Genomic DNA, 25,859 nt, shown 5'->3' on the forward strand with positions numbered 1-25,859 from the left:
AAGAAAGCCACAGCAAATATGACACCAATCGGGCGCAGACAGACTATAGTCCGCTTCCCAATTTCGACATGAGGCTTCTGTACCAGGCACGACAATTCTCCCCTTCTCCCCCAACGGTTCTGAGATAGTGCCAGACACCGAAGCGGAACCCTTGGGACAGTTGAAGTTTGAAACGGTGCCTGGCACCGATCAGAAGTCCTTGCGGTGCAAGGGATCTGAAATGGTGCCTGGCACTGTCGCCTTGCTCCATTACTCCTAAGAATCGAAATCATACTAAATAGTGGATCAAGGTTTGGTTCATATGGTTGCTTGATGGATTCTCACCCATCTTTTATACTCCTTTTACACTGTTCTTTAAAAGGGTTTTTCTAAGAAAAGATCGAAGACTATTAACATTGTAGGAGGGAAGGAACAATGCCAGAAAAGTTTTTGATCATCATTCAAGCTGGGGAACAAGATGTTGGTCGTGTTTATCATGCTTTGACCTACGGGCAACAGTTACATTTTGCAGGATTTGAGGTGAAAATCTTCTTTGATGGACTAGGTCCGCAGTGGATTCCAAGGCTCGAAGAACCCGATCATATCTTTCATCCCGTATTTAGAGCGATTAAAAGTTTAGGTATCATCCAAGGCGCATGCAAGTATTGTGCAGAATTTTTTGATGTCGCAGAAGATGTAGAAGAAGCTGGATTATCCCTCGAAGGCGGTGCACAGGATGATCATTTGAGTATTGTTAAATATGTAAACAGCGGGTATTCTTTGGTGGTAATATAGATAGTTCGTTTTCAATTACTCGATTTAAAAAAGGACATAGACCAGCCGTCAATCACCTACGAGTTACTCGAAAGTACCGATAACAAATGAACAATCAGGACCTACGTTTTATATGACAAATTGACATGCCGGAATTGAAACTACTATTATTTATAATATGAGTCTAAAGAAGGATATAATGATATTAACGAGACAATCTGGTATCTGGTTGAAACAGTCAATGGCAGGTTCTTGTATTGTTTTTATTGATGAAAATATAGATTATTTAGGAATGGGTGTCATGGGATTGAAATTAACCATCTTAATAAACAAAGAGACAAATGAATTATTGGATCGGTTAGCGCTTAGAATGGGGACAAGTAAAAGAAATGTTGTTTTGCTTGGTTTATCGAATATATTGATGCAAGGAATTAGTAAAGAAGACTTAGAAAAGATGGAAAATCGTATAGATGATTTGACACATTCTACTAATATTACAGTTAATGAAATATTTAAAAAAAGATTGATGAACATTGAGAGATATGGGTTATCCATAAGGAAATTTTTTGGTTATATTATTTGTGATTATTTTCAAAGACATTATCATGAATTTTTCCCGGAGGAGTTTACTGAAGAGGAAAAGGAACTCCCTGTTACAGAAAAAGATGTTGTTCAAACAACGCTAGACAAAAGCCTTAAAGGTAAGATAATATCCTATTGCCAGGACCACTCTATATCAGTGAACAGTCTTTTTGCCTATTATATTCTCAATAAACCTATAAAAGTCCGGAATTTCGAATCCAGCAATAAAGAGCTTATGGATTTATCTTTTGGTGCGTCTGTCAGAAATAAACTTATTGAAGATGCAAGTAACGTAGGGATGAGCAAAAGTTTTTATTTAAATCTTATAGCAGTACAAATTAGTTCTGATTTAGATCTTTAAAAAAACAGCAAAAAATTTTTGTTGTTTTTTATTTACATTTTATCCACTCCTGATATACTGTAAATCGAAAGTAAAAAAATGAATATCAGATACTTAGTTAACATGTTGAACAGCAATTTCAACCCAACGTTACAAAAAAGGAGGGGATATTTCGTAGGACGCCTTGAGTTTCGGTCAAACCAATAATTATTCGTTCAGGAGGAACTATTTGTGAAAAAAATCGGTTTGTTTTTCATTGCACTGACCTTTACCCTGGCCATCCCTGTTTCATCTGTTGATGCCGCTGACCCTGGGCTTAATGCTGGTAACGGGAAATGGGATAACTTGGGTCCGAGAAGTTTCTACTATAATTCGTACTATGACTGGTGGGATACACCGAATGTTCAATCCACCGGGGGATCTTTCAGGATTATGTCAGACAGCTGGATTCTTTCTAAAGTTGAGCTATGGGAGTATGATCCCGGTTCAGGGAATGATGATTATGTAGGGTCATATACATTTAAGGGTGCCTGGGACACCCATTCCTTCAACCATCTTAACCGCTTTGTCGATGGTTCGAATAATAGGGCAGAGTTCTATGTTCGGAGCTATAATAACCCCCACGGGGCACAGATTTATTTCGCGGATTGAACTGAATACAAGCCTATAAAGGAGTTTCAAGAATGGAGTTATCTTGATAAATAATCCATGTTAAGAAAACTTGGCAAAGCCAAGCCTATGGCGATTGCTGAGCGCTACACTTATACTGAAGAAATTTTTTTATTTTCTTACAGTGTAAACAAAAAAGCTGACCTATTTTGAAATGCATGTTATAGGTCAGCCCTTTTATCATGTTATCTATGAAACTTAGAGTATATAATGGAAAGGGAAAAAGTGGCATATCGCTTTTCGCTATGGAGGTGGCATCTTGAATAAAAGCACTATATTGTTCTGGGCGATTTTCGTGGTACCAGTCGTTGTCTATCATCGGATTTTCGTTTTAGTAGAGACCTATCCATTCCGACGGCGCACAACTAATGGTCATGTTCCTTATCGTCCTCTTGCTATTGATCTCGTCTCTCATCACTGCCCAAAAACTACATAAAATCATTTATCTGTTTATTCTTCACATAGACAATTTCTCTTCTTCTCCAATTTTGAATATAAATAATGGATTGATTTCTCAAAACGAGAGGTGTTTATAGTGGCAAATATTCTTTTTATGAAAGAAGCACTCCAGCTTGCTCATGAAAATGTTTTAAAAAACAACGGAGGACCTTTTGGTGCCCTGATTGTCAAGGATGGAAAAGTGATCGGTAAAGGTGTAAATGAAGTAACTTCGTCCAATGATCCTACTGCCCACGCAGAAATACAAGCGATTCGGAATGCTTGTGCTTCCTTAAAACAATTTCAATTGACCGATTGTGAGATCTATACGAGTTGTGAACCTTGCCCGATGTGTATTGGGGCCATCTATTGGGCAAGACCGAAAGCGGTGTATTATGCATGCACAAAGGAAGATGCCGCTCAAATAGGTTTTGATGATCAATTCATCTATGAAGAAATTGCTTTGCCTATTAATATACGAAAAATGAAAATGGAACAAGTAGTAGTGGACCAACACAATTTACCCTTTCAAGCATGGGGAAGATCGAACAATAAAATAGAATATTGAATTAGATACTCGCTGATCAATCAAAAAAATGGCCCAAGTCCATTTCCTGGACCTGAACCTTTTCATTTAGATCCGGATATCACACTCAACAACGATATCCACCTTCACCGATCAATTTGTTCACACGTTTCTAAAATCGCTTCGGTTTCTTCAATCAGCAAGATGATATCTTCCCAGGAGCCTTCTGTATTGAGTTCCTGGGCATGCGCCAGATTGTTCCGCAACCCTTCTAATCTTTTAAAATAATCTTTCCCCTTTGTTTTCGAAGGGAACTTCAATTGCTGCCTTAATTCAACCTCATTCAAGATGATATCTCTTTTATCGCAAATCTGTAAGCAATCGCTTAAGCCAATCGCTTCATTTTTCACGCTTCGTATCGTATATAACCGCTCAGCCTCTTGAATTCGATCGATACTTAAATGCCGCTTCCAATCATTTTGCGGCAAGTAATGATTGATCACTCTCAAAAGATGCATCTCCAGCAACGTGATGATACCGAACAACAGCATCCTGATGGGCGGCTTTTGAAGGTCTGCTTTGGTCACGAGCCTCGTCACTCTGTTTTCTTCCAACACAAAGATCCGTTCGGTTTCTTTGAATAAAAAGAGGATTTTGATCAAAGGAGTCGAGTCTGAAACCAATTCTTTTGGTGAAAAAGTCGTCATATAATGTCTGCATAATCCCTCTTTCAAGTCTTCTCGCTTCACGTAACCAATGACGCTTCCGTCCTCTTCGACTCCAAGCACATCATAATCCTTTTCTTCCATCTGTGCCTTGATCATTTGTGCATCATCATGAGGATGGCAAATATCAAAAACCTCAGATATATGATTCACATGGATATCTTTTTCATACAGCAAACGAAGCTCATGATACGGACTCAATTTCTTCATGCAAGTTCCCTCCTTTGATGCAAAATCTGATTAACGCGAGAGCCTCTCATCCAGTAGCTGAAACACGTCTCTCAATTGGTCTTTCGGTACGTATTCATACTGATCACCGATGCTCACTTCATAATAACATGAAGTCTTACTCGTCTCTCTTAAGTTGCTGGTCAACCCGATCCCCGTCGTTTCATAAAGATCGACCAGGATAGGTTCAAGCTTTTCTTTCGACACATGAAAATGAACATGGAACATATTCGAGACAGGTTCATAAGGCTTTGTCTCAACAGCATGGCACTGATTGAACAAACTGGCAAGTTCCTTCGCTTCTTCATGATACTGCCCCATTTTTCCGATCCGTTCCTCAAAATAGTGATCCGCACTGATTATGTATGGATAAAGGCTGATCAGATCACCGCCATGTCTTCTCTTCCACACTTTCGATTTTTCTGTAAAAGTTTCATCACCTGCAAGGATCGCTCCCGCCACCCCGCCGATTCCCTTGTAAAACGAAACATAGACACTATCAAAAAGAGCACACACTTCGGCAGCGGGCTTCTGATAGTATGGAAGAATCTCAAACAGCCTCGCCCCATCCAGATGCAACCGGATGCCTTCCTCACGACAATGCGCGGAAATGGCTTCAAGAGTTTCATAGTCCGGCAGCTGACCGCCGATTTCACGCTGCGGCAATTCAAGCAATAAACACGAGATCTCATCTTCCATATTCACCACATCTTCCAGGTCAATGATCCTGTTTTCATCCGCTAATAAAATCGGATCAATATGATGCAGCTCTTTCAATCCGTCTTCTTCATGGATTTCCAGGTGACATAACGGATGATAGGCGACTTTTTTCAGCCCTTTTTCATCACACCAGATTCTCAAAGCGATTTGCTGGGCCATCGTACCGCTCGGGAAAAACACAGCATGCTCTTTACCAAGATACTCGGCCATCTTTTCTTCGAAGTCTTCAATGACCTTCCCCTTGCCATACATATCGCTATTCGTATCGCTGTCCACTTCATCCAAAGCGTCTTTAAGCACCTGGATGTTGCGGCTTCCATGACCGGCAAGCTGATAGTCAGTTTGCTTGAACGCTCGGGTTAAAACACTTGTTTCATTCATCGAATCAGTCTCCTTTTACTTCCCCTGTATCTCAAGAGTTATTTGTTTTCTTCATCACATAAAAACGACGGGTGATTTCAAATCCCGTTTTCCGATAGAGGTGGCCGGCTGAGGTTTTTTCACCTGTCCATAGAAACCACGCACCGTGGAGCCCTTCTGAACGCATCGAAACAAGGCAGTCATGCAGGAGGATCTTCCCCAAGCCTTTTCCTTGTTGCGCTGGATCGACACCGAAAGGACCGAATCGATCAGGCACCCCTTCATAACCGCCATATATGCAAAAGCCAACCACTTGTTCCTTGTGGCGAGCAACGAGAATCCGATTCAGCGGCAGTCCTTGTAAAATCCCTTCGCGTATCGCCCTGCCCCAATCCGGGTTGAACTTCTCATTCGCAAACTGGATCACTTCATAGAGGTCTTTATCTTCAGCCTTTGAAAAGAAATAATCTTCCCTTGCACGCTCTTTTTTCAATGACGCTACATCATCAGGCATCCGGTAACCTACCAAATTCCGATCCATCGCCACCGCCGTATATTGCTTTTCGAACCCTAGCTTTTGTAAAAAGGAATAAGCCTCAGGATACGCCTCTTCATCAATCCCAGGCAGAATATAATTCGGTGCGTAGGATGCGAAAAAGACATTACTCCTCCCCTCTTCAGCTAAAAAACCTTCTGCTTCCTCCAACAGCTTTTCACCGACTCCAGCTTTCCGATAGTCAACATGCACGAAAAAGAACGGAATCCATCCAGTATCAGGTTCCAGGTCTGTCCCGTGCATCGGAAGCAGTCTCCTGACTGCATAGACACAACCTACTAAACGATCACCATCAAAGCCAACCCGCAGTCCTTGCGGTTCAAAATTCGCATCCAATAAAACCAAATTCCTAAATCGTTCAGATGTAATCGGATCGAGCGGCAGGCTTTCGTTCCAAAGCTCAACGATCTTCACTTCATCCCCAGCATGATAATGTCGATACGAAATCATGTCCTCGACTCCTTTATTGTATAAATGGGCTTACAATTCGAATCCTGGGATGTATTGCCCTTTGCGGACATTCAAACCTGTAGGGTATTTAAGTGTCTGGGCATATTTTGTACGATTCACACACCCTCTCATCGTGCCTAACGCCTTATAGTAATCGTAATAACGGAAAGAGGTGGAATTCATGACGAACCAATACTGTGAAAGCGCCTCAAGATAGACATCGAACTCCTCGGAAACATCGACAAAAATGTCAGGCACATACCCCTCCATGTCCTCCCAATTCTCACTATGGAAAATCCGATAGAACTGGGCGTCCGAACCATCCAGTTCGAAACCAGGTATAGCCGCCTTCAACTGGGCAGCCTGGAGGATTTTCGGACATAGCGCGTGATCAGGGTGAATGCTGTTTTCCCAATGGGTGATCACAATATCCGGCTTTAATTGACGCATCAGCGTCGCTACCCGAGTTATGACCTCATCATTCAGCGTCAACTCCGCATCCTTGTAATCGAGGGTCATCGTTTTCACCCCCAGGATTGCTGCAGCTTTTTCCGACTCCTGGATTTTATGGTCACGATACGCCTCGACTGAAATATCAGGTGGGTTCCCTTTCTCTCCAGCCGTCAAATGGACGAACGTCACCTCATGACCGGCCTTCGCATATTTATGGGCAATTGCTCCGGCCTGAAATTCCACATCCCCACAATGCGCCCCCAATGCAACCAAATGCATACCATCACCCTCATTCAAATTTATTCCATAAGTGTATTATACAAAACATTCTGAAAATATCAGAATCAATCGTCCGGCGAAAAATTAAAATCCCATCATGATCTGTTCTTCAGCCTTTTGATATCACGCCGTAGACTTGCCTTTTTCAATTTTTTCTTAGTAAACAAGTAGTGAAGGTCTGCCTTATTATCATACGAGAGCTGGATATGAAAGTAGTTGATATATTCCGCAATCGCAAAGAGATACAGGAACAAAGCAAGAGCCAGTCCGCCAATCGGCAGCTGCGGGTTCCACATGAAAACATCCCATACAAAAATCAAGGGACCTACTAGAATGATAAACAGGTTCCATTTTTGTAAATGATAGAGTCTATTTACGAGGGAAAGCGGAGTGATTGGGCTTCCTATCGTCTGTAATTGCCTCCTCTTCACGTACCAGTATAAAGAGCCTTGCAGCAGGATAAATTCCAGCAGACCAAATGAAAGCCAGAAAGAATACAACGAATACAAGTGTAAACCAGGATATGTACGATTGATGAAATAACTGAGAAAAATGAAAAGAAGAAACGAGGTGAGCTCTCCTGTATATAGAAATGCGAACCTTTTCTCCAAATGTCTTTTCATATTGATCACATGCCTTTACAACTACTATGTTCTTCCATTTTACATGAAAAATCGCAAATATGGAGTAAAACACCGAATGTTCTACAACACATTTGCGACATAACTCGTCTGGAGGACGACTATAGTCCGCTTTCTTTTTTCGACACGCTATTCTGGTTGTTCATCCATACTTCGTTCAAGGAATGTCTTCAATACGTGTACACCTTGGACACAATCGTTAAGAGAAGACCATTCTGCCGGGTTGTGGCTGATTCCATCTTGACTCCGTACAAAAAGCATCGCAGCTGGGATGTGTCTACCGACGATCATCGCATCATGTCCTGCTCCGCTTGGTAAAAAGTATGGTTCGATTCCATTTGCTTCTACCGCTTTACTGAAAAGATTCTGCAAATCTTTTCGGATTGGGACCGGTTGCTTTCGTATCATCTCTTTCCAGGTCACCTCCACACCGGTTTGACCCGAAATAACCTCGGCAGCCTCTAGTATCTGATTTATGAGCTGATTCCGCGGTTCTTCAAATATATCCCGGACATCCACATAGAGCTTCACCTGCCCAGGTATGACATTGACGCCGTTCGGATGAACATTGAGTTTTCCAACTGTAGCGACAGCTGAATCACTAACCGTACGTGGCAATGCTTGGACTTTTCCGATAAAAGCACTGGCAGCAGCAAGCGCATCCCTTCGGTCAGTCATCGGTGTGTTCCCAGCATGGCCTGCTTCCCCATCAAATGTGAATTCAAGCCAGACCGGACCTGCGATTCCTGTTACGATTCCAACCTGCAGATCATTTTTCTCAAGGCGTTTCCCCTGCTCGATATGGACTTCCACGAACATGGCGACGTCTTCAGCATTTCGCTTTGCCTCTGCAATGGTTTCAATGGATAGTCCGTCCTTTGCGAGAACTTGTTCAAATGACAAGCCATCTTTATCCGTCATGGTGCGCTGACGTTCGAGATCCAGTTCTCCGACAAAAGCTGTACTCCCGGTCAATCCGCCATTGAACCGGGATCCTTCCTCATCAGAAAAAATGACGACTTCAAACGGACGCTCAGGTACATAGCCTGTTTCCTGCCAGGCTTGTGCAACTTCAAGTGCAGACAGTACACCAAGCGGTCCGTCAAAATGACCACCATTAGGAACGCTATCAACATGGGAACCAGATAAGATGGCAGGAAGATTGCGCCTTCCCTCTTTTCTCCCAAATACGTTGCCAGCTCCATCTTCTTTGACGGTGAGACCCGCTTCGGTCATCCACTTTTTCACGAGTTCCTTCGCCTGTCGCTCTTCTGCAGAAAAACCAAGGCGATACGAACCGTTCTCTGAAGTATGGCCAATTTTAGAGAGTTCCGCCAGGCGATTTGCAAGCCGTTCTCCATTTACTCCTGAATGACTCAATCTAGAATTGTAGTCTGATAGCAGTTGGTTTAACATGTCAGTCCTCCTTGGTAACTCTTCTTTTATAGTCAGTTTTTGAAAGAAAAGGGCTTTTTCTGAATGATTTCAGCTTGTCAGATATGAATATTATTATATCGAAACTATTCTTAACCTAACAAAAGATTTATAGAGTATAACTAGGACTGGTTTACACAACTTGAGACATTTATCGTATGAAGGAGGACTGCAGTCTCTTTCTTTTTTAAAAGCTATTATGCTTCTGGTGTTCAAAACAATAAATTTTCCCATTGAACTTCTTGTTGTTCAAACAAAACCTTTTCACTTTTTCAGAGACTGGTTTATGGCATATACAACATTTTTCTCTAACATCAGTTTCTCCTGCCTTCTCTTTTCCTGCTTTTAATGAATGCACATGTTGATCTCTTATTGATTGGTCGGTAATATTCGCTCCTGTAATCATATGGTATATCTTACTTATATTATTTTTAGTAAGTAATGGCTCCTCATGTTGGATTTTTAGGACTGAATCCTTCCTCTGCATATAGTCAAATAGTTCGACATCATAGACTAGCAGTTCATTAGAAGCTATTTTCCTAAAATCCAGTTCATCCATTTTGAACGTACAACGTTTTGTGAAAGATACCATCGATATGAATAAGTGATGGAAATCTTCTTCTATATAGTTCTTTAATGCTTCGATGTGCCCGTAATTTTGAATAAATGGGTTCATCATCTTGAACTTGCCATTCACAGACCACGTTTTCCTATCTTTACCTCCATAAACAGTACCTTGATAGTTTTTTGTTTCAATTACAAAGATTCCATAAGGCGAAATGACAACATGGTCGATTTGTGAATAGCTTGATTTGGCTTTTGGATTTTTAACAAGAATATCACTTAAATACTTATGATCCTTTGGAAGCTGGTCAAGCTGAATATCAATCTTATATTCTCCCAGTTCGCCTTTCCGACCAGCAATCTTCTCAGTATTATTGGTCTTAACTAAATTCTCCGGCTGTTTTTCATCATTATTTTTAAAGAGATTTGAGAAAAGTTTCATCATGATCACCTACCGTACATTTTATATTTAGTACATATTCTATATTGTTTTTATCGGCAATCACGTTCTCAACTTAATAAAAAACAACCTCACTTTTCTAATAGTGAAATTGTGGTTACCTTCCAATTTTGAAGTACACTTAACATAATTACCTCCAATTTGGTTTATTTTTCTAATCTCATTTCATTTTACATGAAAAAATCGCAAATATGGAGGAAAACCTTAAAGGTTCTACAACACATTTGCGACATAACTCGTCTTGAGAAGGACTATAGTCCGCTTTCTTTTTTCGACAACCTAAGAGCGGAAATCAAGCTAGTTTTTGCAAGTTGATGCACATCTGTCTGTAAGCTTCTGACTCCTGTGGCATTCCCATCTCTCCATATGCTTTGGCAAGCCATTGTAACGGTTTTGGATCATCAGGTTTCAGTTCTGTCTCCCAGCTGAAGCATTCCACCGCTTGATCCATCTCCCTGAATTCATAATACAGTTCGCCGAGCGCTTGCATTTGATCAGGATCATCAAGAAGTTCTACCATCACATGGATTTTTCCAACGACTTCGAGATCATTCCGAATATCCTTAAAAGGTTCCAGCCAGTTTTCGATATAATCCAGATCATACGATTTCAGCAACGAAACGACGGATTTCTTTAGGAGTGTCTCACCCTTATCAGGATACTGAGTCAAGATAGGCTTCAGTAACGTATGAAGCATTTCAGGCTCAAATGTATGTTTTTTTAGATCCAGTTGTTCAAGTAGATCTCCGAAAATCTCGATTTGGGAGTTGCTGAGTTCGAAGTCATAGTTCGTCATCATTCGGGATACTTCTTCAATTTTATGGTGTTGGACATAGTGTACGAACAAATCGTGCTGCAGTGGAATGAAGTCAGTAATTTCTTCGGATAGTGTTTCTAAAAAGAACATCTTTTCCTGTTCATTGAAATGTTGTTCGAGTAGTCGGATAAGAGGGCGGTAAAATTCCGCAGATGGGGTTTTGGTGAGTTTATGACTGAATAATGCGACCAGATCAATCCAGCGGTTATCTTTTTCGAGACGATCTGTGAGTTGTTGGAAGCTTTTATCTGAGTCTTTCTTTGCATAGAGTGCTTTTTCTGCAAAAATAGGATCCTTTGAAAGGATTTTATCGGATTCACGTCTATACAGATCAGCATATTTCTCGACCTTGATATCAGTGGCCAGCTGTTCAACTAAACTATGATCCGGTGCAAAATCAATCAGGATCCGGACGATTTGATAGCCAAGAAATGTCTGTCCATTGCGGTTATATTGGTAAAAAACAGATTTGATTTCATTGAACAATTGCTTTTTGGGAATGAATGATTCGAAGAAGGTCAGGATGAATGCTTTTTCTTGTGAGGTATAGCTCTTTTCAAGTTTATTCAATAACAGTTTATAGCTGACGATTTTACAGGGGTGGTTAGACGCGAGAAATTTATTGATCAACGGATGGGGAGCGTTGAAGACCATACCATCCGCGAAAGCATGTTGGATGAATGATAGACGTCGAAGTCTAGTGGATTTAACCGCAGTGAGGAACTGATATTTATAGAAGAACAGATAATACACTTCATTGTCTTTACTAATCGCTTCAATGATTTCGCCCTGACGATAAAGCGCCATTCTTTCAGCTCGTAATTCGATTGGATTTTTCTGATCATACAGTAAAAATTGATCTTGATCCATCTCATAATTCCCCCTATTCGTAACTCTAATATAGCATAATTTCATAAAAGACTCATGTTACTCCCAGCCAATAAAAATAACCCCTAGTTCCAGGAGTTATTTTTCAGCATGCTTTAAGGCAAGTTATTCCCTGCCGCACGATAAAGCTCGTACCATTCTTCTCGTGTAAGTTCCACATGGGACGCTTTCGCGATATCCGCCATGCGCTGAGGGTTCATTGTTCCGACAACCGGCTGGACTTTAGCTGGGTGACGCAGGATCCATGAAATCGCGATCGCAGAATCGGTCACACCGTATTTCTCAGCGATCTCCTGCAGTTTCGCATTCACTTCCGGGTAGTCGTCATTCCCGACGAACGGTCCTTCAATCATCCCGTATTGGAAAGGAGACCACGCCTGGATCGTCATATTGTTCAAGCGGCTGTACTCCAGCATGCCACCATCCCGCATGACCGCACCTTCATTTTGCATGTTCACATTGATTCCAGCATCGATCATCGGGGTATGCATAAGACTGAACTGCATCTGGTTAACGATCAACTCCTGATCCAGAGACCTTTTTAAAAGTTCGATCTGCATCGAATTGTGGTTACTGACACCAAAATGACGGACTTTCCCGCTCTCCTTCAGCTCATTGAACGCTTCCGCCACTTCCTGCGTCTCCATCAAGGCATCCGGGCGGTGAAGCAGGAATATATCGATGTAGTCTGTTTTCAAACGCTTCAGGCTGCCTTCAACTGAACTCAGAATATGTTCTTTCGAATAATCATAAAACCCTTTACGAATCGCGCATTTCGTCTGGATGACCATTTTTTCACGGACAGAAGGATTCATATCGATCGCATCTGCAAAGATGGACTCCGATTCTCCGCCACCGTAAATATCGGCATGGTCAAATAGATCAACGCCATGTTCCATCGCATTTTCAATCACATGCCTTGCATCATCTTTAGAAAGTGAACTCATCCGCATACAGCCTAATGAAATCTCGCCAACTTCCAAGCCACTGTTCCCTAACTTGATCTTCTTCAAAAAGAACACCTCTTTAGCGTAGTAATGTATCTATTCTAACACTATGATTCCGCTGACTGCTATCACTCTGCTTTATAGAAGCGCAGCCCTTAGAAATTATGATAAACTCGAACTAACCAATTCATGATTTTGAGGGGGCGAAACGTAATGTCCAAACCTAACTTTGCTGTCGCAAATAAAGGGAATTATGGGATCGAAGGAATTCGCGAGGTCAAGATTATGTGGGTGCTTGGCAGCATCCTATTGATCGCGGCGGTTTATCTTTTTCAATTAGATGGACTCGTATGGACTATTGTAGCCTTCATCTTCCTTGCCATCACCATCATCAGCTATGGAGAGGCGACCTGGATGACATTGAGCAGCAAAAAAGGGCAAGGCCGTGTTGTCTCTGATATGCTCGGTAAGTTAAATTTGAAAAAAGACGATACGGTCCTAGATGTGGGTTGTGGTAGAGGTTTCCTGATGAATTCACTTGCCAAACAAGTATCTGGAGGGAAAGTCATCGGTATCGACAACTGGAGTGATAAGCGGAACAAAAATGCGCCTGAAACCACCTTGCAAAACGCAGAGACAGAAGATGTCAAAGACCGTATTGAAGTCCAAACCGCTGATACCCGCAACCTGCCGTTCGAAGACGAAACATTTGATGCTGTCGCTTCCAGCCTTACGATTCATACGATACCTGATCCAGATGAGAGGCAAAAAGCCCTGGAAGAAATCGCTCGTGTCCTAAAGCCGGACGGCCTAGTGGCGATCATGGATTTCATGTATGTGGAGGAATATCCAGCAATCTTGGCGAAGGCTGGTTTGACAGATGTAGAGAAATCACAATTTTATTTCTCCATGTTCCCGCCAGTCATCATTGTATCTGGAAAGAAAAAAGCGGAGTAAAAGCTCCATGACCAAACATGGAGCTCTTTTAATACATTCAATTTGACACAATCGATTTTTCTTTATAGCCGAGTCCCTGCCACCCGATGATAGTGATAGCCACCCCAACCACGATAAACGCGATGAAGTAAGGTGAAATAAAATCCCTAACTGCACCGGCTGTAAGTGAACTTGCGATAATTCCTAATGAGAAAACCGCAGACAGTATGCCAAAGGCTGTACCATGTTTGGTTTTATCGATTTTCTCCGTAATCAATGTTGTGATGGCTGGGAACAGGATCCCCAATCCGATTCCGAGGACGAACAACAGCTGCCCGAGACTAAGTGGAGTGAATGGCACCACCATCTGGTAAAAGCACGCAGCCAACACAAGCATGCCAAACCCCGTGCGCAGCAACGCGGAAATCCGGTTGATCCACGTCATACAAACGATGACGAGCGTCCCGACCCCGATATAGCTGAACAACTTCCCGGCATCACTCGTCGACATCCCTTTTTCCACTACCAAAAACGGTAGCTCATACCCGAGTGTTCCTTGCGCGTACATCAACGAGAAAGCTACGAAATAGATCATCAACAGATGCCGATCGAGCTTCAGCCCACCGCTATCAGTTTGCTCTTTTTTATGAACGATGATCGGTTCGAATTCCCTAACGTACAACAGTGCGATAATGGCTGTAATGAGAATACATCCACCAATAAGGAAATAGGTACCCTGATAATTAACGATTTCAACCAGATACCCACCGATCGTCGGCGAAAGAATATGTGCAATCGTCATGAGTAACCCATTGAACGCCATATACTTCCCCTGTTGATGGCTATTCTTCGCATAGCCGGACAACAGCGCAAAACAAGCCGGAGTCATGAACGCAAGGACAAGCCCATTGAACAAACGCAAAACCAATAACACGTCAGGATTCGCTGCAACGCCATGTGCCATCATCAATAAACCCGATAAAAACAGCGGCACGACAATGAACTTCTTCTTCCCGAAAAAATCGATCAGCGGGCCAGCGATCAAGTTCCCGCACATGTTCGCGAAGGAAGACATACTCATCATGATACTCACAAAGAAGCTCGTCGCCCCAAGCGCAACCGCATAAGGCGTGAAGATTGGATACTGGATATGTAAGCTTAAAGATAGCAGGAACAGAACCGTGAAAATCGCAGCCATGCCCCTTCTTCTCTCGTCCATAAAATCGCCTCCACCATAAGTGTATGAACGAAATTGAAAAAGAGACATGCTGAGTTTGACAAGTTCTTATTTGAGGGAGAATATCTTCATTAGCAGTCAAAATTACAAGACGAGTCCTCACAGGTAGGTTTGCAATCACACGATTTTTAAGGGTTTCCATAGTTTCATCGATGTTTGCCCCGGCATTTAAGCAGCCTTCCATGTGGTAATTCATCGCAGCGGCAATGACTATTGATGTGCTAATTCCATAATGGTGTACTTATCCTAACTGGCGTTTAAATTCTTTATTGGCGAAGAAGTAAGCGATGACCATGATGCCGAGGCACCAGGCAAGCGCGGTCCAGATCCCGTTGCCAACAGATCCTCCATACAAGAGGGCACGAATCGAATTCACGATTGAAGTCACAGGCTGGTTCTCAGCGAACACACGGACAATTTTAGGCATGGTTTCGGTGGGGACAAAAGCCGAACTGATAAACGGCAGGAAAATCAGCGGGTACGAGTAGGCTGTCGCCCCTTCCATAGACCCTGCTGTCAATCCGGGAATGACCGCCAGCCATGTCAATGCTAGCGTAAACAGCCCGAGGATCCCAGCTACCACAAGCCAATCCAAAATATCAGCGCTGGAACGGAAACCTATCAAGAACGCGACTAGGATAACCACCACAACAGTAAGCGCATTGGAAATAAGCGAGGTCAACACGTGAGCCCATAATACGGATGACCGTTTGATGGGCATTGTAATGAAGCGCGCCATCAGCCCACTCTTTACATCCGTAAACAGCCTCAAAGAAGTGTAAGCGACGCCGGATGCGATAGTGATCAGCAAGATTCCCGGCAATAAATAATTGACGTAGTTTTCCGTGCCTGTCTCTATGGCGCCGCCAAATACGTAGACAAACAGCAACAGCAGCATAATCGGTGTAATCGCCACCGTGATAATCGTATCCGGGCTGCGAATGATGTTGCGCATTAAACGTCCAAGTAATACACCCGTTTTACTTTTCATTTACATCTCCTCCTTTTTTGCCGATGATCGCGAGAAAAATTTCCTCCAATGTCGGCTGCTTCTCGATGTACTCTATTTTCGCTGGCGGGAACATCTCCTTGAGTTCGGTAATGGTACCGGTTGTGATGATTTTCCCGCCATGCAGGATGGCGATACGGTCCGCAAGTTGTTCAGCTTCCTCCAGGTGCTGGGTCGTCAGCAAGATGGTCGTGCCGCCGCCAGCAAGTTCCTTGACGGTATCCCAGACTTCAATCCGCGCTTCGGGGTCAAGTCCTGTCGTCGGTTCGTCGAGAAAAATGACTGGTGGCGTCCCGATTAGGCTCATGGCGATGTCTAACCGACGCTTCATCCCACCGGAATACTTGTCGGCTCGGCGGTTGGCTGCATCGTTCAAGCTGAATCTTGCAAGCAGATCGTCAGCGACTTGAGCGGGATTGGAAACTCCCCGCAACTTGGCGATCATCAATAGGTTTTCCCGCCCGGTGAGCATACCGTCTAAAGCTGAGAACTGCCCTGTCAGGTTGATATTCTCGCGAACGTGATCCGGTTGATTCTCGACATTAAAACCGCAAATACCTGCTTCGCCGCCATCAGGCTTCATCAGTGTCGAGAGGATGTTGACCGTCGTCGTCTTGCCCGCACCATTTGAGCCCAGCAGTGCGAAAATTTCGCCACGCTCCACCTCAAAATCCACCCCCTTTAAGACTTCCTGGTCTTTAAAGGATTTTTTTAACCTTTTTACAGAAATCGCTGCATTTTTCATACTTTTTCCTCCTTATAGTAAGCGGAACTAGACCGCTTGTGAGATCCGGAATTCAGGGAGCTTTGTCTGATAAACGAGGGGGGTTCACCTTCAGACAAAACGGAGTAATGATCCGGTCGAGCGTCTTGCGGAGCTAGATGCCCTATATCCCTCTACTTAGTCTGACTGATAATCTGTATAACTTAGTACCGGGTTGAAAATAAAACTGAATAGTGAGTGAATGTGGCAATTCACATTTGTAACCAGCTATTCAGTCGGTATTATCTATCGCTTTTACTTTTTTCCCAATCGCTTCACGATACTATGATTCAAATCACACAAAACCCACTAGGAATTCGACGTTAGCCACGACCAATCGTATCGTTCAACTTCGTGCGATACTTGTTTTTCCAAGTTTTCTCGTCTTTCACTAGTTCGTCGCAGAAATCGGCCACGTCCTCACCCGTGAGGTCAGTGACTTTCTTGCCTTCCGCTGCACCTTCCTCGAAAAGATCGAGAATGCCGCCAAAGATACGACTCACACCCTTCCAGTCAGAGGGACCACCAGTGGTCCACATATACTTTTGGATCGCTTTGTAAGCGTTGTGATACTCACTTGGAAGTGCCTTGGCACGCGCCTCCATCGCCTTCCATTCCCGTTTGTCATCCAAACTTCCGATAATTTTTTCGAAAATACTCATATTACTTCTCCTTTTGTATTTATTTTAGTTTTTTAGTTCGTTAACCTTGCTTGAGACGAATTCCCATTTTCTCCAAAAAGTTTCTAGATGCTCTCGACCTGCTGCGTTGAGTGTGTAAAATTTTCTCGGCGGTCCCATGGTGGATGGCTTTTTCTTGATGTCCACCAGATTGTTTTTCTCAAGCCGCATGGTAATCGTGTAAACTGTGCCTTCAACCACATCAGTGAAACCAAGTTCTCGCAGCTGTTGAGTGATTTCATAGCCGTAAGTTTCGCCACGGCTGATGATCTCAAGCACACAACCCTCAAGCACCCCTTTCATCATTTCTCTGAAATTTTCCATTTTTTCCTCCGTTAGTATTTTTCTTTATTTTTAAGTACTCTGTATCACCGGTATTTTGTGTTACTGATATTTAGTAATACTAACTACTGGTATATAGTATAACAGAATAGTGTCACTTGTCAAGAATAAATCTTTTCGTCAAATAAAAAAACATGTGGTTTCGTTCCACATGCTTTTTCATGATTGATTTATACTTTGTGTCCTCCAAAAGGGGACAATCGGGTTCCTTTTTTAGTTATTCGCAGTCAAAATCAAAAGACAACTCTTTATAGAATTGTATACTTAAATAAGAGTTCTCCATTTGGGTCTCTCTCATTCATGATTTCAAATCCCATACTTATATAACCGATAAGCTATTCTATTTTCCTCCTTGATACTTAAATATATAACGTTTACCCCATATTTTTTCGAAACTATATTAATAAGTTCCATCATTGCAATTCTTCCTAAGCCTTTGCCTTGATATTTTTCATCTACCATTATTCTATCAATCCAAGTATCCTTATTAGGACCAAAAGAACCGTACATAGCAAATCCAATAATTTCGTCATCATAATATATAGCTACTGGATGCCAATCATGGTAAGTATCAGCTTCTTTTAGACATTCATCTACTGTTTCAATAAATTTTTCTTGTCCAGGTGTTAATTTTTATATTTCTAACTATACATTCATTAGTACTATCAATATCTCTAAAATACACATTACTCATGTTATTAACTAAAACTCCTTAATTTTAGAAATAATAAATGTCTAACTCTTGAGTATGTATGGATCCAGTTGCTTATTCAGCAAGTGCCCCTTTTCTTGAACATCAATTTCCCAATTGTTGTTCATTTTCTATAATGTAATCTATATTCTTTAGGGGAACTGTTGGTAACCCTTTTGAATGCCTTATAAAAACTTGATAGTGAGTCATATCCTATCTTATAGGCTATTTCTGTGCTGGTTAATGAGGTGGTTGATAACAAGGTCATTGACTTGTGTATTCTTATTTTCTCTATGTACATATGAGGAGTTATTCCTGTTTTGGTCCTAAAAATACGATTCAAATAAAATGGACTTACTCCGACCTTATATGCTAAATCCTTTAATTGTATTTTTTCATCGTAATACTGATGAATGATATTAACTGCTTTTTCGACGATCTCTTTTTGGGAATCATAGTCCTCTGATTGAAGATTTGGTCTACATCTTTTACAAGGCCGAAATCCACCACTTAAAGCATCGTTAGCGTTTTCGAAAAATACAATGTTTTCGCTCTTCGGTGACTTAGATTTACATGAAGGGCGACAAAATATTCCCGTAGTTTTCACTGCATAGAAGAAACTGCCATCATAGTTTGCATCACAGTTTATTGTGGCTTCCCACATTTTTTCTGCCGTAAGATTTTTTCGTGTCTCCATAAGGGGTTAACCTTCCTTTTTGGGACAAAATTTGTTTTTGAAGAACCATGTAGACAATATATAAGCCAATAACAATGACTGGAACAAAAATATATAGTTTGAAAAACGGTAGGACAAGTACACAAAGGATTAAGGCTATGAATGAACAAATCCAAGGCAATGAGCCTTTATTTAGTATTTTTATACCTGCTGCCATTGACAAAATGTAAACAAGGATACCGAGTGAAGTAGGAATAAACAAAATATCATTGAATGTCATCGACAATAGTGATGTAGTAATAACACCTGCTGTAGCAAAGAAAATTACAAATATAATCATTCGTCTTGGAATCTGAGTGGGCGAGTGTAACTGGGATAACTTTTTAGGGAATGCTCCATCTCTACCTAATGAATATCCAAGTTGTGCTAAACTCGCAACAAATGCATTGGAAGTACCCGTACAAATTAGGAAAGCTAAAACCGCTGTAATCACCTTTGCACCCATTCCTAATTCATTTCCAATTATAACACCAATCGGAGATAGATCGCCTTCTACAAATCCATATGTTGCTGTCCCAATGGTAACGATACTTAAGGCTATGAATAGTACCCCAATAATAATTGCACTGACAAGGGTACTATTTACAATATCCTTCTCTGGTTTTTTAAAATTATTGGCAAGGTTACAAATTGCCTCCCATCCAAAAAAAGCCCAAAAAATCGCGGTTATTGCTGTCCCGATTGAAGTCCAACCATTTGGAACAAATGGAGTGAAATGAACTAATTGAACTTTAGGTAAAGAAACCATCACTGTTATCAGTAATAAACCTAGTAGACAAGAGCTGAGAATCAATGCTACCTTACCACTAACTTCTACACCAGAATAATTGGATATCCCTGCTATTAAAAGAATTAATATTGCTATAAATGTGTTTTCTAAATCAGACAACCCGAATGCATCGCTTATATAAAAAGCACCTGTTAAAGAAACGATTGTCTGTCCAACAGCAGCAGTAACAAAATAAAACCATCCCACAATATTACCCATATGATTGCCAAATGACTTTCTTACGAAGGTTGCTGCTCCTCCTGCATCTGGGAATTCACGTGCTAGACAAGCAAATGAATAAGCCAGTGGAAAACTGATAACGATAACAATCAACCAAGATAATAATGACGCTGGTCCTGCTATAGAAGCTGTAACACCGGATAAAAAAAGGACTCCTGAACCTAAAATGGCCGCAACATACAAGGCAACTGCTTCATATAATCCGATTGTTTTTTTCTCCATATGAATCACCAACTTTCACCACCATTCTAGCAAGTTAATAATATTACATTCATTTCTTATCTTGCTGTTTAATTCCTAAGTACATTAATAATAAATTTAAAAGGTGCACTTTAACGATAAAGTGCACCATCCTATACGTTTGGATCCGTTTCGTATATGGATTCAACATCGATACAGCAGCCGCTCCAGAAACACAATAGACAAGCTCTGCGGCGTTTTGATGACAATGTGGTTCGACGACATTGTTTGTACTCATGAAAATGTCCAGTAACGACACGTTTTCCAATGTATTCAGTTGATGGATCCCCAAGATGTTAATGAAGTTCCGGTTATCTTTTTTGAACAACGGACTGGTATTCACATCAAAAGCATACTGGGCAGAAGGAGACTTGTAATCGAGATAAGCCATAGATGTTCTCTTCCCCTCTTTTCAGAAAACTCTATAGGCATGATATTCACCCAGTAGTGATCTCGTGTATGTAAAAAAACCGCAAATGATCGTGAAATCACTTGCGGTTAGTTAAGACTTATCCCTAAGAATAAATCCTTATATTGCACAGTCTAATTTTCTCCGATTTTTTTTTGCTTACCTGGAGCCTTTACTAGGGATTTACTCTTTCCTGCTTTCAATAAAAAACTATCACTATATTTTGGGAAAATATCTTCTAAATACTTTGCTACGTCCATTACCGCATCGAGATTTATTCCCGTTTTAACTCCCATTTCTTCAAATCCATGTATTAAATCTTCAGAGGCTATATTTCCACTTGCATTTGGTGCGTACGGACACCCCCCAAGACCCCCTACGGAACTGTCAAAATCAATTATTCCTTCTTCAAGCCCTGCCACTGCATTAGCAAAAGCCATACCCCGCGTATTATGAAGATGTAAAGAAAAATGGAATTCAGGATATGAATCTCTTATACTAGCAATCACTTTTTTGACGAGTACCGGGTGAGCCATTCCAGTAGTATCTGCCAGAGAAATTTCATGAATCCCTAGTTCTTGATAGCGCTGACAAATTTTCAGGTGACGTTCAATGGGGACATCTCCTTCATAAGGGCAACCAAATGCCACAGAGATAGAACCTGTTACCTTTGTATCACTTTCTTTGGCTCGTTCCACCAAAGGAATAAACTTATCCATCGCTTCCATCGTAGTCGCATTGGCATTGTAAAGACTATGAGAATCTGTAGCTGAGAGCATCAATTTTATTTTATCCACGTTTGAAGCGATTGCCCGCTCTAATCCCTTAAGATTAGGCACAAGTGCACGAAGAGTTACTCCTTGCTTTCGATTGATTCCATTTAAAACTTCCTGTGCATCACTCATTTGCGGAACTGCTTTGGGGTGGACGAATGAAGTAACTTCCATTTGCGGGAAGCCACATTCCATTAAACGGTTTATGATTACGATTTTTTCATTAGGCGGAATTTTTTCGGGTAGGCTCTGAAATCCATCCCTGGGACAAACTTCTGCAATATTAACATTCGATGGGAGAGTCATATGATTTTTAACGCCTCCTTTATATGATGTTTTTCTCTTTTAACGAAGCAATATCTTCTTCACTATAATTTAGAAGGGTGCTAAGTACATCTTGGTTATGCTCTCCGAGATCCGGCGCAATTCGTTGGATGCTGCCTGGTGTCTCAGAAAATTTCGGTACAATGCCCGGCATTTTCACTTTTCCAAGACGTGGATGGTCCACCTCAATTATATTTTCACGTGATTGGTAATGTTTATCTTCAAAGATGTCTTTAATACTATTAATCGGGCTTATTGGAACTCCATACTTGTCCAGAATTTCTTGTGCTTCCTGTCGAGTCAGTGATTTGACCCAATCAGCTAAAATACTATTAGTTAAATCGAAATGCTTTAGACGTACAGAATTCGTATAAAACCTCTCATCCTCTAACATATCTTCTCGATTCATTGCTTTAGCCAGTCTATTAAATGTACTGTCAGAGCTTGTAACAATTACAACCCAATGTCCATCTTTTGTTTGAAACGTGCCCGCAGGAGCCGAATGACCACTTAATCCAGGGGAACGTTCCTTGATGTTTCCATTCTGGTCATAATCAGTCACCAGGAACTCCATCATACGGAAGACGGATTCATATAGGCCCATATCGATCATTTGGCCGCTTCCTGTATCCTTTTCGCGGTGATATAACGCAGCACATACTGAGAAAGCCACATATACGCCAGTGATATAATCAAGCAAGGAGAAGGAAGGACTGATTGGCGGGCGGTCTGTAAACCCATGCAAATATGTAAACCCACTATATGCTGTAGCTGGTGTACCAAATCCAGCTTTATGGCTATTTGGTCCCGTTTGGCCATAACCAGTCACGCGCATCATTATAATATCAGGGTTCACTTCCTTAAGTACCTCATAGCTGAGATTCCATTTTTCAAGCGTGCCCGGACGAAAATTTTCAATCACCACATCTGACTTTTTCACAAGGTGCTTCAGTATTTCTTGACCTTCAGATGCGTGAAGGTCAAGCGTCAACGATTTTTTATTCCGAGCAAGTCCAGGCCACCGCAGTGGCTCATCATCTTTAAAAGGACCCATACTTCGTAGAGAGTCCCCTTTTCCAGGCATTTCAACTTTTATGACCTCTGCCCCAAAATCACCAAGTAAGGTCGCTCCATAAGGAGCCGCAATCATTGTGGAGAGATCTAAGATTCGAACACCATCAAGTGGACCATTTAATCTATTGTTTCCTATCATAGAATTACTCCTTTCCAATTTAGCAGTATTAAATTAACTGTTGTACAATGAAGGGAATAATTGTAACGATCGTTAATATACGAAATAAGTGCATGGTTACAACTGTCGGTACATTAGCATTCCGTTCCTCTGCAATCAACACCATTTCACTCATGCCTGCAGGTGCAAGCCCGCATACAGAAGTTATCTGATCTACCTTCAACCATTTAGTTAGAATAAAAGCTAGGATCACTGAACTTACAATGGTTAATAAAGAAATCAGCAGCGCAGGCATCACTAGCTTTTGTAATAATTGAAAAGTTTCTGATGTGAAAGTTAGTCCAATACTTCCACCAATGAAGGTTTGGATTAGTCTTTTTACACGAATTGGCAAGGGAGAATACATTTCAGTTTTAAAATTAATAACGATCACAAGGGCCATTGCCCCTAACAACGGACCCAGGGGTAATTTTGTGATGAATCCAACCAATCCAGCAGCTAATGAAGCCAATATTAAGACTATATATTTTAAATACGGTCTTCCACTTGATATCTTAGTTTTATTTATATCATTCTGCATGTTACTATGCCTTTTCTTCTTAAGTGCAGGACTTTCAGGCTCGGAAATTTTCGTTATTCTTCCGATAATATGCGGAAAGATCACCATCACGATAAGTAAGCGGACAAAATGAAGAAAGATAACCGCAGGCACCTCTAATCCAAGTGCTCCAGCCATTGTAGCCATTTCAACCATTCCCCCAGGCGCTGAGGATAATACGGCTACAGGAACAGTGACAGAGTTGAAATAGCTTACAATAAATCCTGTGCTTACGGTCATGATAATAACGACAACCATCACAAACACTAAACTCTTATTGAGTTTGCTTAACTGTTTTTTTGAGAGCTTTGTAAAGCTAAGGCCTATCATAATACCGAGTGAGATTTGCACTAAAAATGACAGGTAATTTGATGGTTGAAATTCAATCAACTGTAATGACTTCCCGACCCCAACCATTACGGTCGCTCCTAATACTGTGCCCATGGGAATTTTCAAATAATAGCCACACAGAGAACCAATTATTGCAAAAACTGCAAATATGATAAAGGGCAGTATGATCACATGACTCACTTCCCTGACTTCATTTATTGATCAGTTGATTCTCTTGTTTTTCTAAACCTTTGCACGGTTGGGTACAAAAATAGGATTACAGTTAAGATAGCCATAGCCATAAAGATTGGACGTTGCAGCAGTTCCAGGTACCTTCCTTCATATAACACGATCGTGCGTGAAAGCTCCCCATCAATTGTTGATCCCAAAATCAAGCCAAGCAATAATGCAATGATTGGATATTCAAGTTTCCTCATCACAAGTGCAAGTAAAGCAAACCCTACTGTAAGGATTACATCTAGATAAACTCCACGAACTGAGAAAGCACCTACTATAGAAAACACCATTACTATTGGAATTAAAAGCCTTGTAGGAACTAAAACTACTTTGCTAAAATACCAAATGAACAAAAGGCCAACTCCAAGCAGCAAAATCCCTTGAAAGAAGTTCCCGATAATGACAGCATAAGTTAATTCCATGTGATCCCTTACAAGGTATGGGCCGGGTGTCAAACCATGGATCATAAAAGCTGCCATTAATACTGCTGTTGCACTCCCTCCAGGAATCCCGAATGTCAGCATAGTAGCCATACCTCCACCTTCGGATCCATTATTGGCGGTCTCCGCAGCGATTAAGCCTGAAGGATTTCCTTTTCCGAAAGAAGATTTATTTTTGGAAAAGGCTTGGGCTTGAGAGTAACTGACTAAGGAAGCAACTGTTGAACCAGCAGCAGGTAATAATCCTATAAAGACGCCGATTAATCCGGAACGTAAAACGTTGAACTTATGTTTGATCACAGTCCCCATTCCTTTAAGAATTGCAGAAAAACTTTTTTCCGGAAGCTTCTGGCCATCATCTACAATGAATTTCCTCTGTACCAAGAAAAACAATTCAGAGATTGCCAACAACCCCATTAACGCAGGAACGATTTCAATTCCCTCATATAATTCCATTATCCCGAAAGTTCCGCGTGGACGTCCAAAGACTGTAGATCCAATCGTCCCTAAAAGTAGTCCCGTGCACCCCGAAATCAGAGTCTTGACTACATCTCCTTGAATTGTGCTTATGATTGAAAGAGCGAATAGAGTTAGAATCATCATTTCTGGAGCTTGAAAGTTCAACACAAAACTCCCAAGTGGTTTCAAAAACAGGAATACAAGAATATAGCCAAACAAGCAACCAATTACTGAGGAAATAAGTCCCATTCCGAGTGCCTCATTTTGTCTTCCTTGTCTAGTCAGTGGGTACCCATCCAAAGTGGTAGCCACTGCACCTGGAGCCCCTGGTATGTTTAGCATAATCGCTGTTACTCCACCAGCATAAACGGAACCAGTAAAGATAGCAGACAAAAACATAATGGCACTGATAGGTTCCATGTGGTACGTTACGGGAAGTAACAAGGCTATCCCAAGAGTACCTGAGACTCCTGGAATAGCACCTAGAATGACCCCTGTAATCAAACCTAAAAAAATATAAACTAGAATATTTACACTAGTAAGCATATTAACAGCTTCAATTGATGCTGATAGATCGATTAGTGTCAAATGGTTCACCTGCCTTCAATCTCAACATAGGGTGAA

26 protein-coding genes and 2 pseudogenes are annotated in these 25,859 nt (G+C 41.4%); 6 read left to right on the top strand and 22 right to left on the bottom strand.

Annotated features, from left to right (window positions below):
- The first annotated feature begins 414 nt into the window (after positions 1–414).
- From ACTWQL_RS08600 to ACTWQL_RS08620, 5 genes are all read left to right on the top strand, one after another.
- On the top strand, positions 415–774 hold the full coding sequence (locus tag ACTWQL_RS08600) for a hypothetical protein (RefSeq protein WP_443142035.1): 360 nt from the start codon (positions 415–417) through the stop codon (positions 772–774).
- A gap of 178 nt (positions 775–952) precedes the next feature.
- Positions 953–1,696, top strand: a complete 744-nt coding sequence (locus tag ACTWQL_RS08605; RefSeq protein WP_443142036.1) for a hypothetical protein — start codon at positions 953–955, stop codon at positions 1,694–1,696.
- 210 nt (positions 1,697–1,906) lie between these two features.
- Positions 1,907–2,326 carry a hypothetical protein gene (locus ACTWQL_RS08610; RefSeq protein WP_443142037.1) on the top strand — a complete coding sequence of 140 codons (420 nt, stop codon included), beginning with the start codon at positions 1,907–1,909 and terminating at the stop codon, positions 2,324–2,326.
- Between the two features lie 277 nt (positions 2,327–2,603).
- The gene (locus ACTWQL_RS08615) at positions 2,604–2,780 is read left to right on the top strand and encodes a hypothetical protein (protein ID WP_443142038.1); all 177 of its coding nucleotides are present in this window, start codon (positions 2,604–2,606) and stop codon (positions 2,778–2,780) included.
- 117 nt (positions 2,781–2,897) lie between these two features.
- On the top strand, positions 2,898–3,350 hold the full coding sequence (locus ACTWQL_RS08620) for a nucleoside deaminase (protein WP_443142179.1): 453 nt from the start codon (positions 2,898–2,900) through the stop codon (positions 3,348–3,350).
- A 104-nt stretch (positions 3,351–3,454) separates the two neighbouring features.
- On the opposite strand, the gene ACTWQL_RS08625 is transcribed toward ACTWQL_RS08620, so the two are convergent.
- The 9 genes from ACTWQL_RS08625 to ACTWQL_RS08665 form a co-directional block, all read right to left on the bottom strand.
- The gene (locus tag ACTWQL_RS08625) at positions 3,455–4,243 is read right to left on the bottom strand and encodes a hypothetical protein (protein ID WP_443142039.1); all 789 of its coding nucleotides are present in this window, start codon (positions 4,241–4,243) and stop codon (positions 3,455–3,457) included.
- Positions 4,244–4,273: 30 nt separating this feature from the next.
- Positions 4,274–5,362, bottom strand: a complete 1,089-nt coding sequence (locus ACTWQL_RS08630) for a threonine aldolase family protein (RefSeq protein WP_443142040.1) — start codon at positions 5,360–5,362, stop codon at positions 4,274–4,276.
- A 31-nt stretch (positions 5,363–5,393) separates the two neighbouring features.
- Positions 5,394–6,347, bottom strand: coding sequence for a GNAT family N-acetyltransferase (locus ACTWQL_RS08635; RefSeq protein ID WP_443142041.1), 954 nt, complete (start codon positions 6,345–6,347; stop codon positions 5,394–5,396).
- Positions 6,348–6,377: 30 nt separating this feature from the next.
- On the bottom strand, positions 6,378–7,079 hold the full coding sequence (locus ACTWQL_RS08640; protein ID WP_443142042.1) for a PIG-L deacetylase family protein: 702 nt from the start codon (positions 7,077–7,079) through the stop codon (positions 6,378–6,380).
- A gap of 95 nt (positions 7,080–7,174) precedes the next feature.
- Positions 7,175–7,702 carry a general stress protein gene (locus ACTWQL_RS08645; protein WP_443142043.1) on the bottom strand — a complete coding sequence of 176 codons (528 nt, stop codon included), beginning with the start codon at positions 7,700–7,702 and terminating at the stop codon, positions 7,175–7,177.
- A gap of 147 nt (positions 7,703–7,849) precedes the next feature.
- On the bottom strand, positions 7,850–9,136 hold the full coding sequence (locus tag ACTWQL_RS08650; RefSeq protein ID WP_443142044.1) for a Zn-dependent hydrolase: 1,287 nt from the start codon (positions 9,134–9,136) through the stop codon (positions 7,850–7,852).
- 205 nt (positions 9,137–9,341) lie between these two features.
- Complete coding sequence (locus ACTWQL_RS08655) at positions 9,342–10,160, bottom strand: nuclease-related domain-containing protein (RefSeq protein ID WP_443142045.1); 819 nt, start codon at positions 10,158–10,160, stop codon at positions 9,342–9,344.
- Between the two features lie 310 nt (positions 10,161–10,470).
- Entirely contained in the window at positions 10,471–11,865 is a 1,395-nt protein-coding gene (locus ACTWQL_RS08660; protein WP_443142046.1) for a hypothetical protein, read from the bottom strand.
- A gap of 113 nt (positions 11,866–11,978) precedes the next feature.
- On the bottom strand, positions 11,979–12,896 hold the full coding sequence (locus ACTWQL_RS08665) for an aldo/keto reductase (RefSeq protein WP_443142047.1): 918 nt from the start codon (positions 12,894–12,896) through the stop codon (positions 11,979–11,981).
- Between the two features lie 147 nt (positions 12,897–13,043).
- Here ACTWQL_RS08665 and ACTWQL_RS08670 point away from each other — a divergent pair, with 147 nt between their 5' ends.
- Positions 13,044–13,787 carry a class I SAM-dependent methyltransferase gene (locus ACTWQL_RS08670; protein ID WP_443142048.1) on the top strand — a complete coding sequence of 248 codons (744 nt, stop codon included), beginning with the start codon at positions 13,044–13,046 and terminating at the stop codon, positions 13,785–13,787.
- Positions 13,788–13,824: 37 nt separating this feature from the next.
- Here ACTWQL_RS08670 and ACTWQL_RS08675 read toward each other — a convergent pair whose 3' ends face one another.
- The 13 genes and pseudogenes from ACTWQL_RS08675 to ACTWQL_RS08735 form a co-directional block, all read right to left on the bottom strand.
- On the bottom strand, positions 13,825–14,985 hold the full coding sequence (locus tag ACTWQL_RS08675; protein ID WP_443142049.1) for an MFS transporter: 1,161 nt from the start codon (positions 14,983–14,985) through the stop codon (positions 13,825–13,827).
- 259 nt (positions 14,986–15,244) lie between these two features.
- Complete coding sequence (locus ACTWQL_RS08680; RefSeq protein ID WP_443142050.1) at positions 15,245–15,994, bottom strand: ABC transporter permease; 750 nt, start codon at positions 15,992–15,994, stop codon at positions 15,245–15,247.
- Positions 15,984–16,757: an ABC transporter ATP-binding protein gene (locus ACTWQL_RS08685; RefSeq protein WP_443142051.1), complete on the bottom strand. Its 774-nt coding sequence runs from the start codon at positions 16,755–16,757 to the stop codon at positions 15,984–15,986. The genes ACTWQL_RS08680 and ACTWQL_RS08685 overlap by 11 nt, the downstream gene beginning before the upstream one ends.
- Positions 16,758–17,098: 341 nt before the next feature.
- Positions 17,099–17,437, bottom strand: a complete 339-nt coding sequence (locus ACTWQL_RS08690) for a DUF1048 domain-containing protein (RefSeq protein ID WP_443142052.1) — start codon at positions 17,435–17,437, stop codon at positions 17,099–17,101.
- Between the two features lie 24 nt (positions 17,438–17,461).
- Positions 17,462–17,779 carry a PadR family transcriptional regulator gene (locus tag ACTWQL_RS08695; protein ID WP_443142053.1) on the bottom strand — a complete coding sequence of 106 codons (318 nt, stop codon included), beginning with the start codon at positions 17,777–17,779 and terminating at the stop codon, positions 17,462–17,464.
- Between the two features lie 266 nt (positions 17,780–18,045).
- A pseudogene (locus ACTWQL_RS08700) lies at positions 18,046–18,491 on the bottom strand (GNAT family N-acetyltransferase).
- Between the two features lie 121 nt (positions 18,492–18,612).
- Positions 18,613–19,185: a bifunctional transcriptional activator/DNA repair enzyme AdaA gene (locus tag ACTWQL_RS08705; protein WP_443142054.1), complete on the bottom strand. Its 573-nt coding sequence runs from the start codon at positions 19,183–19,185 to the stop codon at positions 18,613–18,615.
- Positions 19,127–20,455, bottom strand: a complete 1,329-nt coding sequence (locus ACTWQL_RS08710) for an APC family permease (protein WP_443142055.1) — start codon at positions 20,453–20,455, stop codon at positions 19,127–19,129. Before ACTWQL_RS08710 ends, ACTWQL_RS08705 begins: the two co-directional genes overlap by 59 nt.
- A 133-nt stretch (positions 20,456–20,588) precedes the next feature.
- Positions 20,589–20,864 (bottom strand): annotated as a pseudogene (locus tag ACTWQL_RS08715) (cupin domain-containing protein); the annotation flags it as partial.
- Between the two features lie 152 nt (positions 20,865–21,016).
- The gene (locus ACTWQL_RS08720) at positions 21,017–21,961 is read right to left on the bottom strand and encodes a hydroxymethylglutaryl-CoA lyase (RefSeq protein WP_443142056.1); all 945 of its coding nucleotides are present in this window, start codon (positions 21,959–21,961) and stop codon (positions 21,017–21,019) included.
- A 19-nt stretch (positions 21,962–21,980) separates the two neighbouring features.
- Complete coding sequence (locus ACTWQL_RS08725; RefSeq protein ID WP_443142057.1) at positions 21,981–23,192, bottom strand: CaiB/BaiF CoA transferase family protein; 1,212 nt, start codon at positions 23,190–23,192, stop codon at positions 21,981–21,983.
- Between the two features lie 28 nt (positions 23,193–23,220).
- Positions 23,221–24,300, bottom strand: a complete 1,080-nt coding sequence (locus ACTWQL_RS08730) for an AbrB family transcriptional regulator (RefSeq protein ID WP_443142058.1) — start codon at positions 24,298–24,300, stop codon at positions 23,221–23,223.
- A 14-nt stretch (positions 24,301–24,314) separates the two neighbouring features.
- Positions 24,315–25,823 (bottom strand): tripartite tricarboxylate transporter permease, encoded by a 1,509-nt coding sequence (locus ACTWQL_RS08735; protein ID WP_443142059.1) that lies wholly within the window; start codon positions 25,821–25,823, stop codon positions 24,315–24,317.
- Between the last annotated feature and the right edge of the window lie 36 nt (positions 25,824–25,859).

Source organism: Pseudalkalibacillus sp. R45, assembly GCF_052246725.1.
Taxonomy (GTDB): domain Bacteria; phylum Bacillota; class Bacilli; order Bacillales; family Fictibacillaceae; genus Pseudalkalibacillus.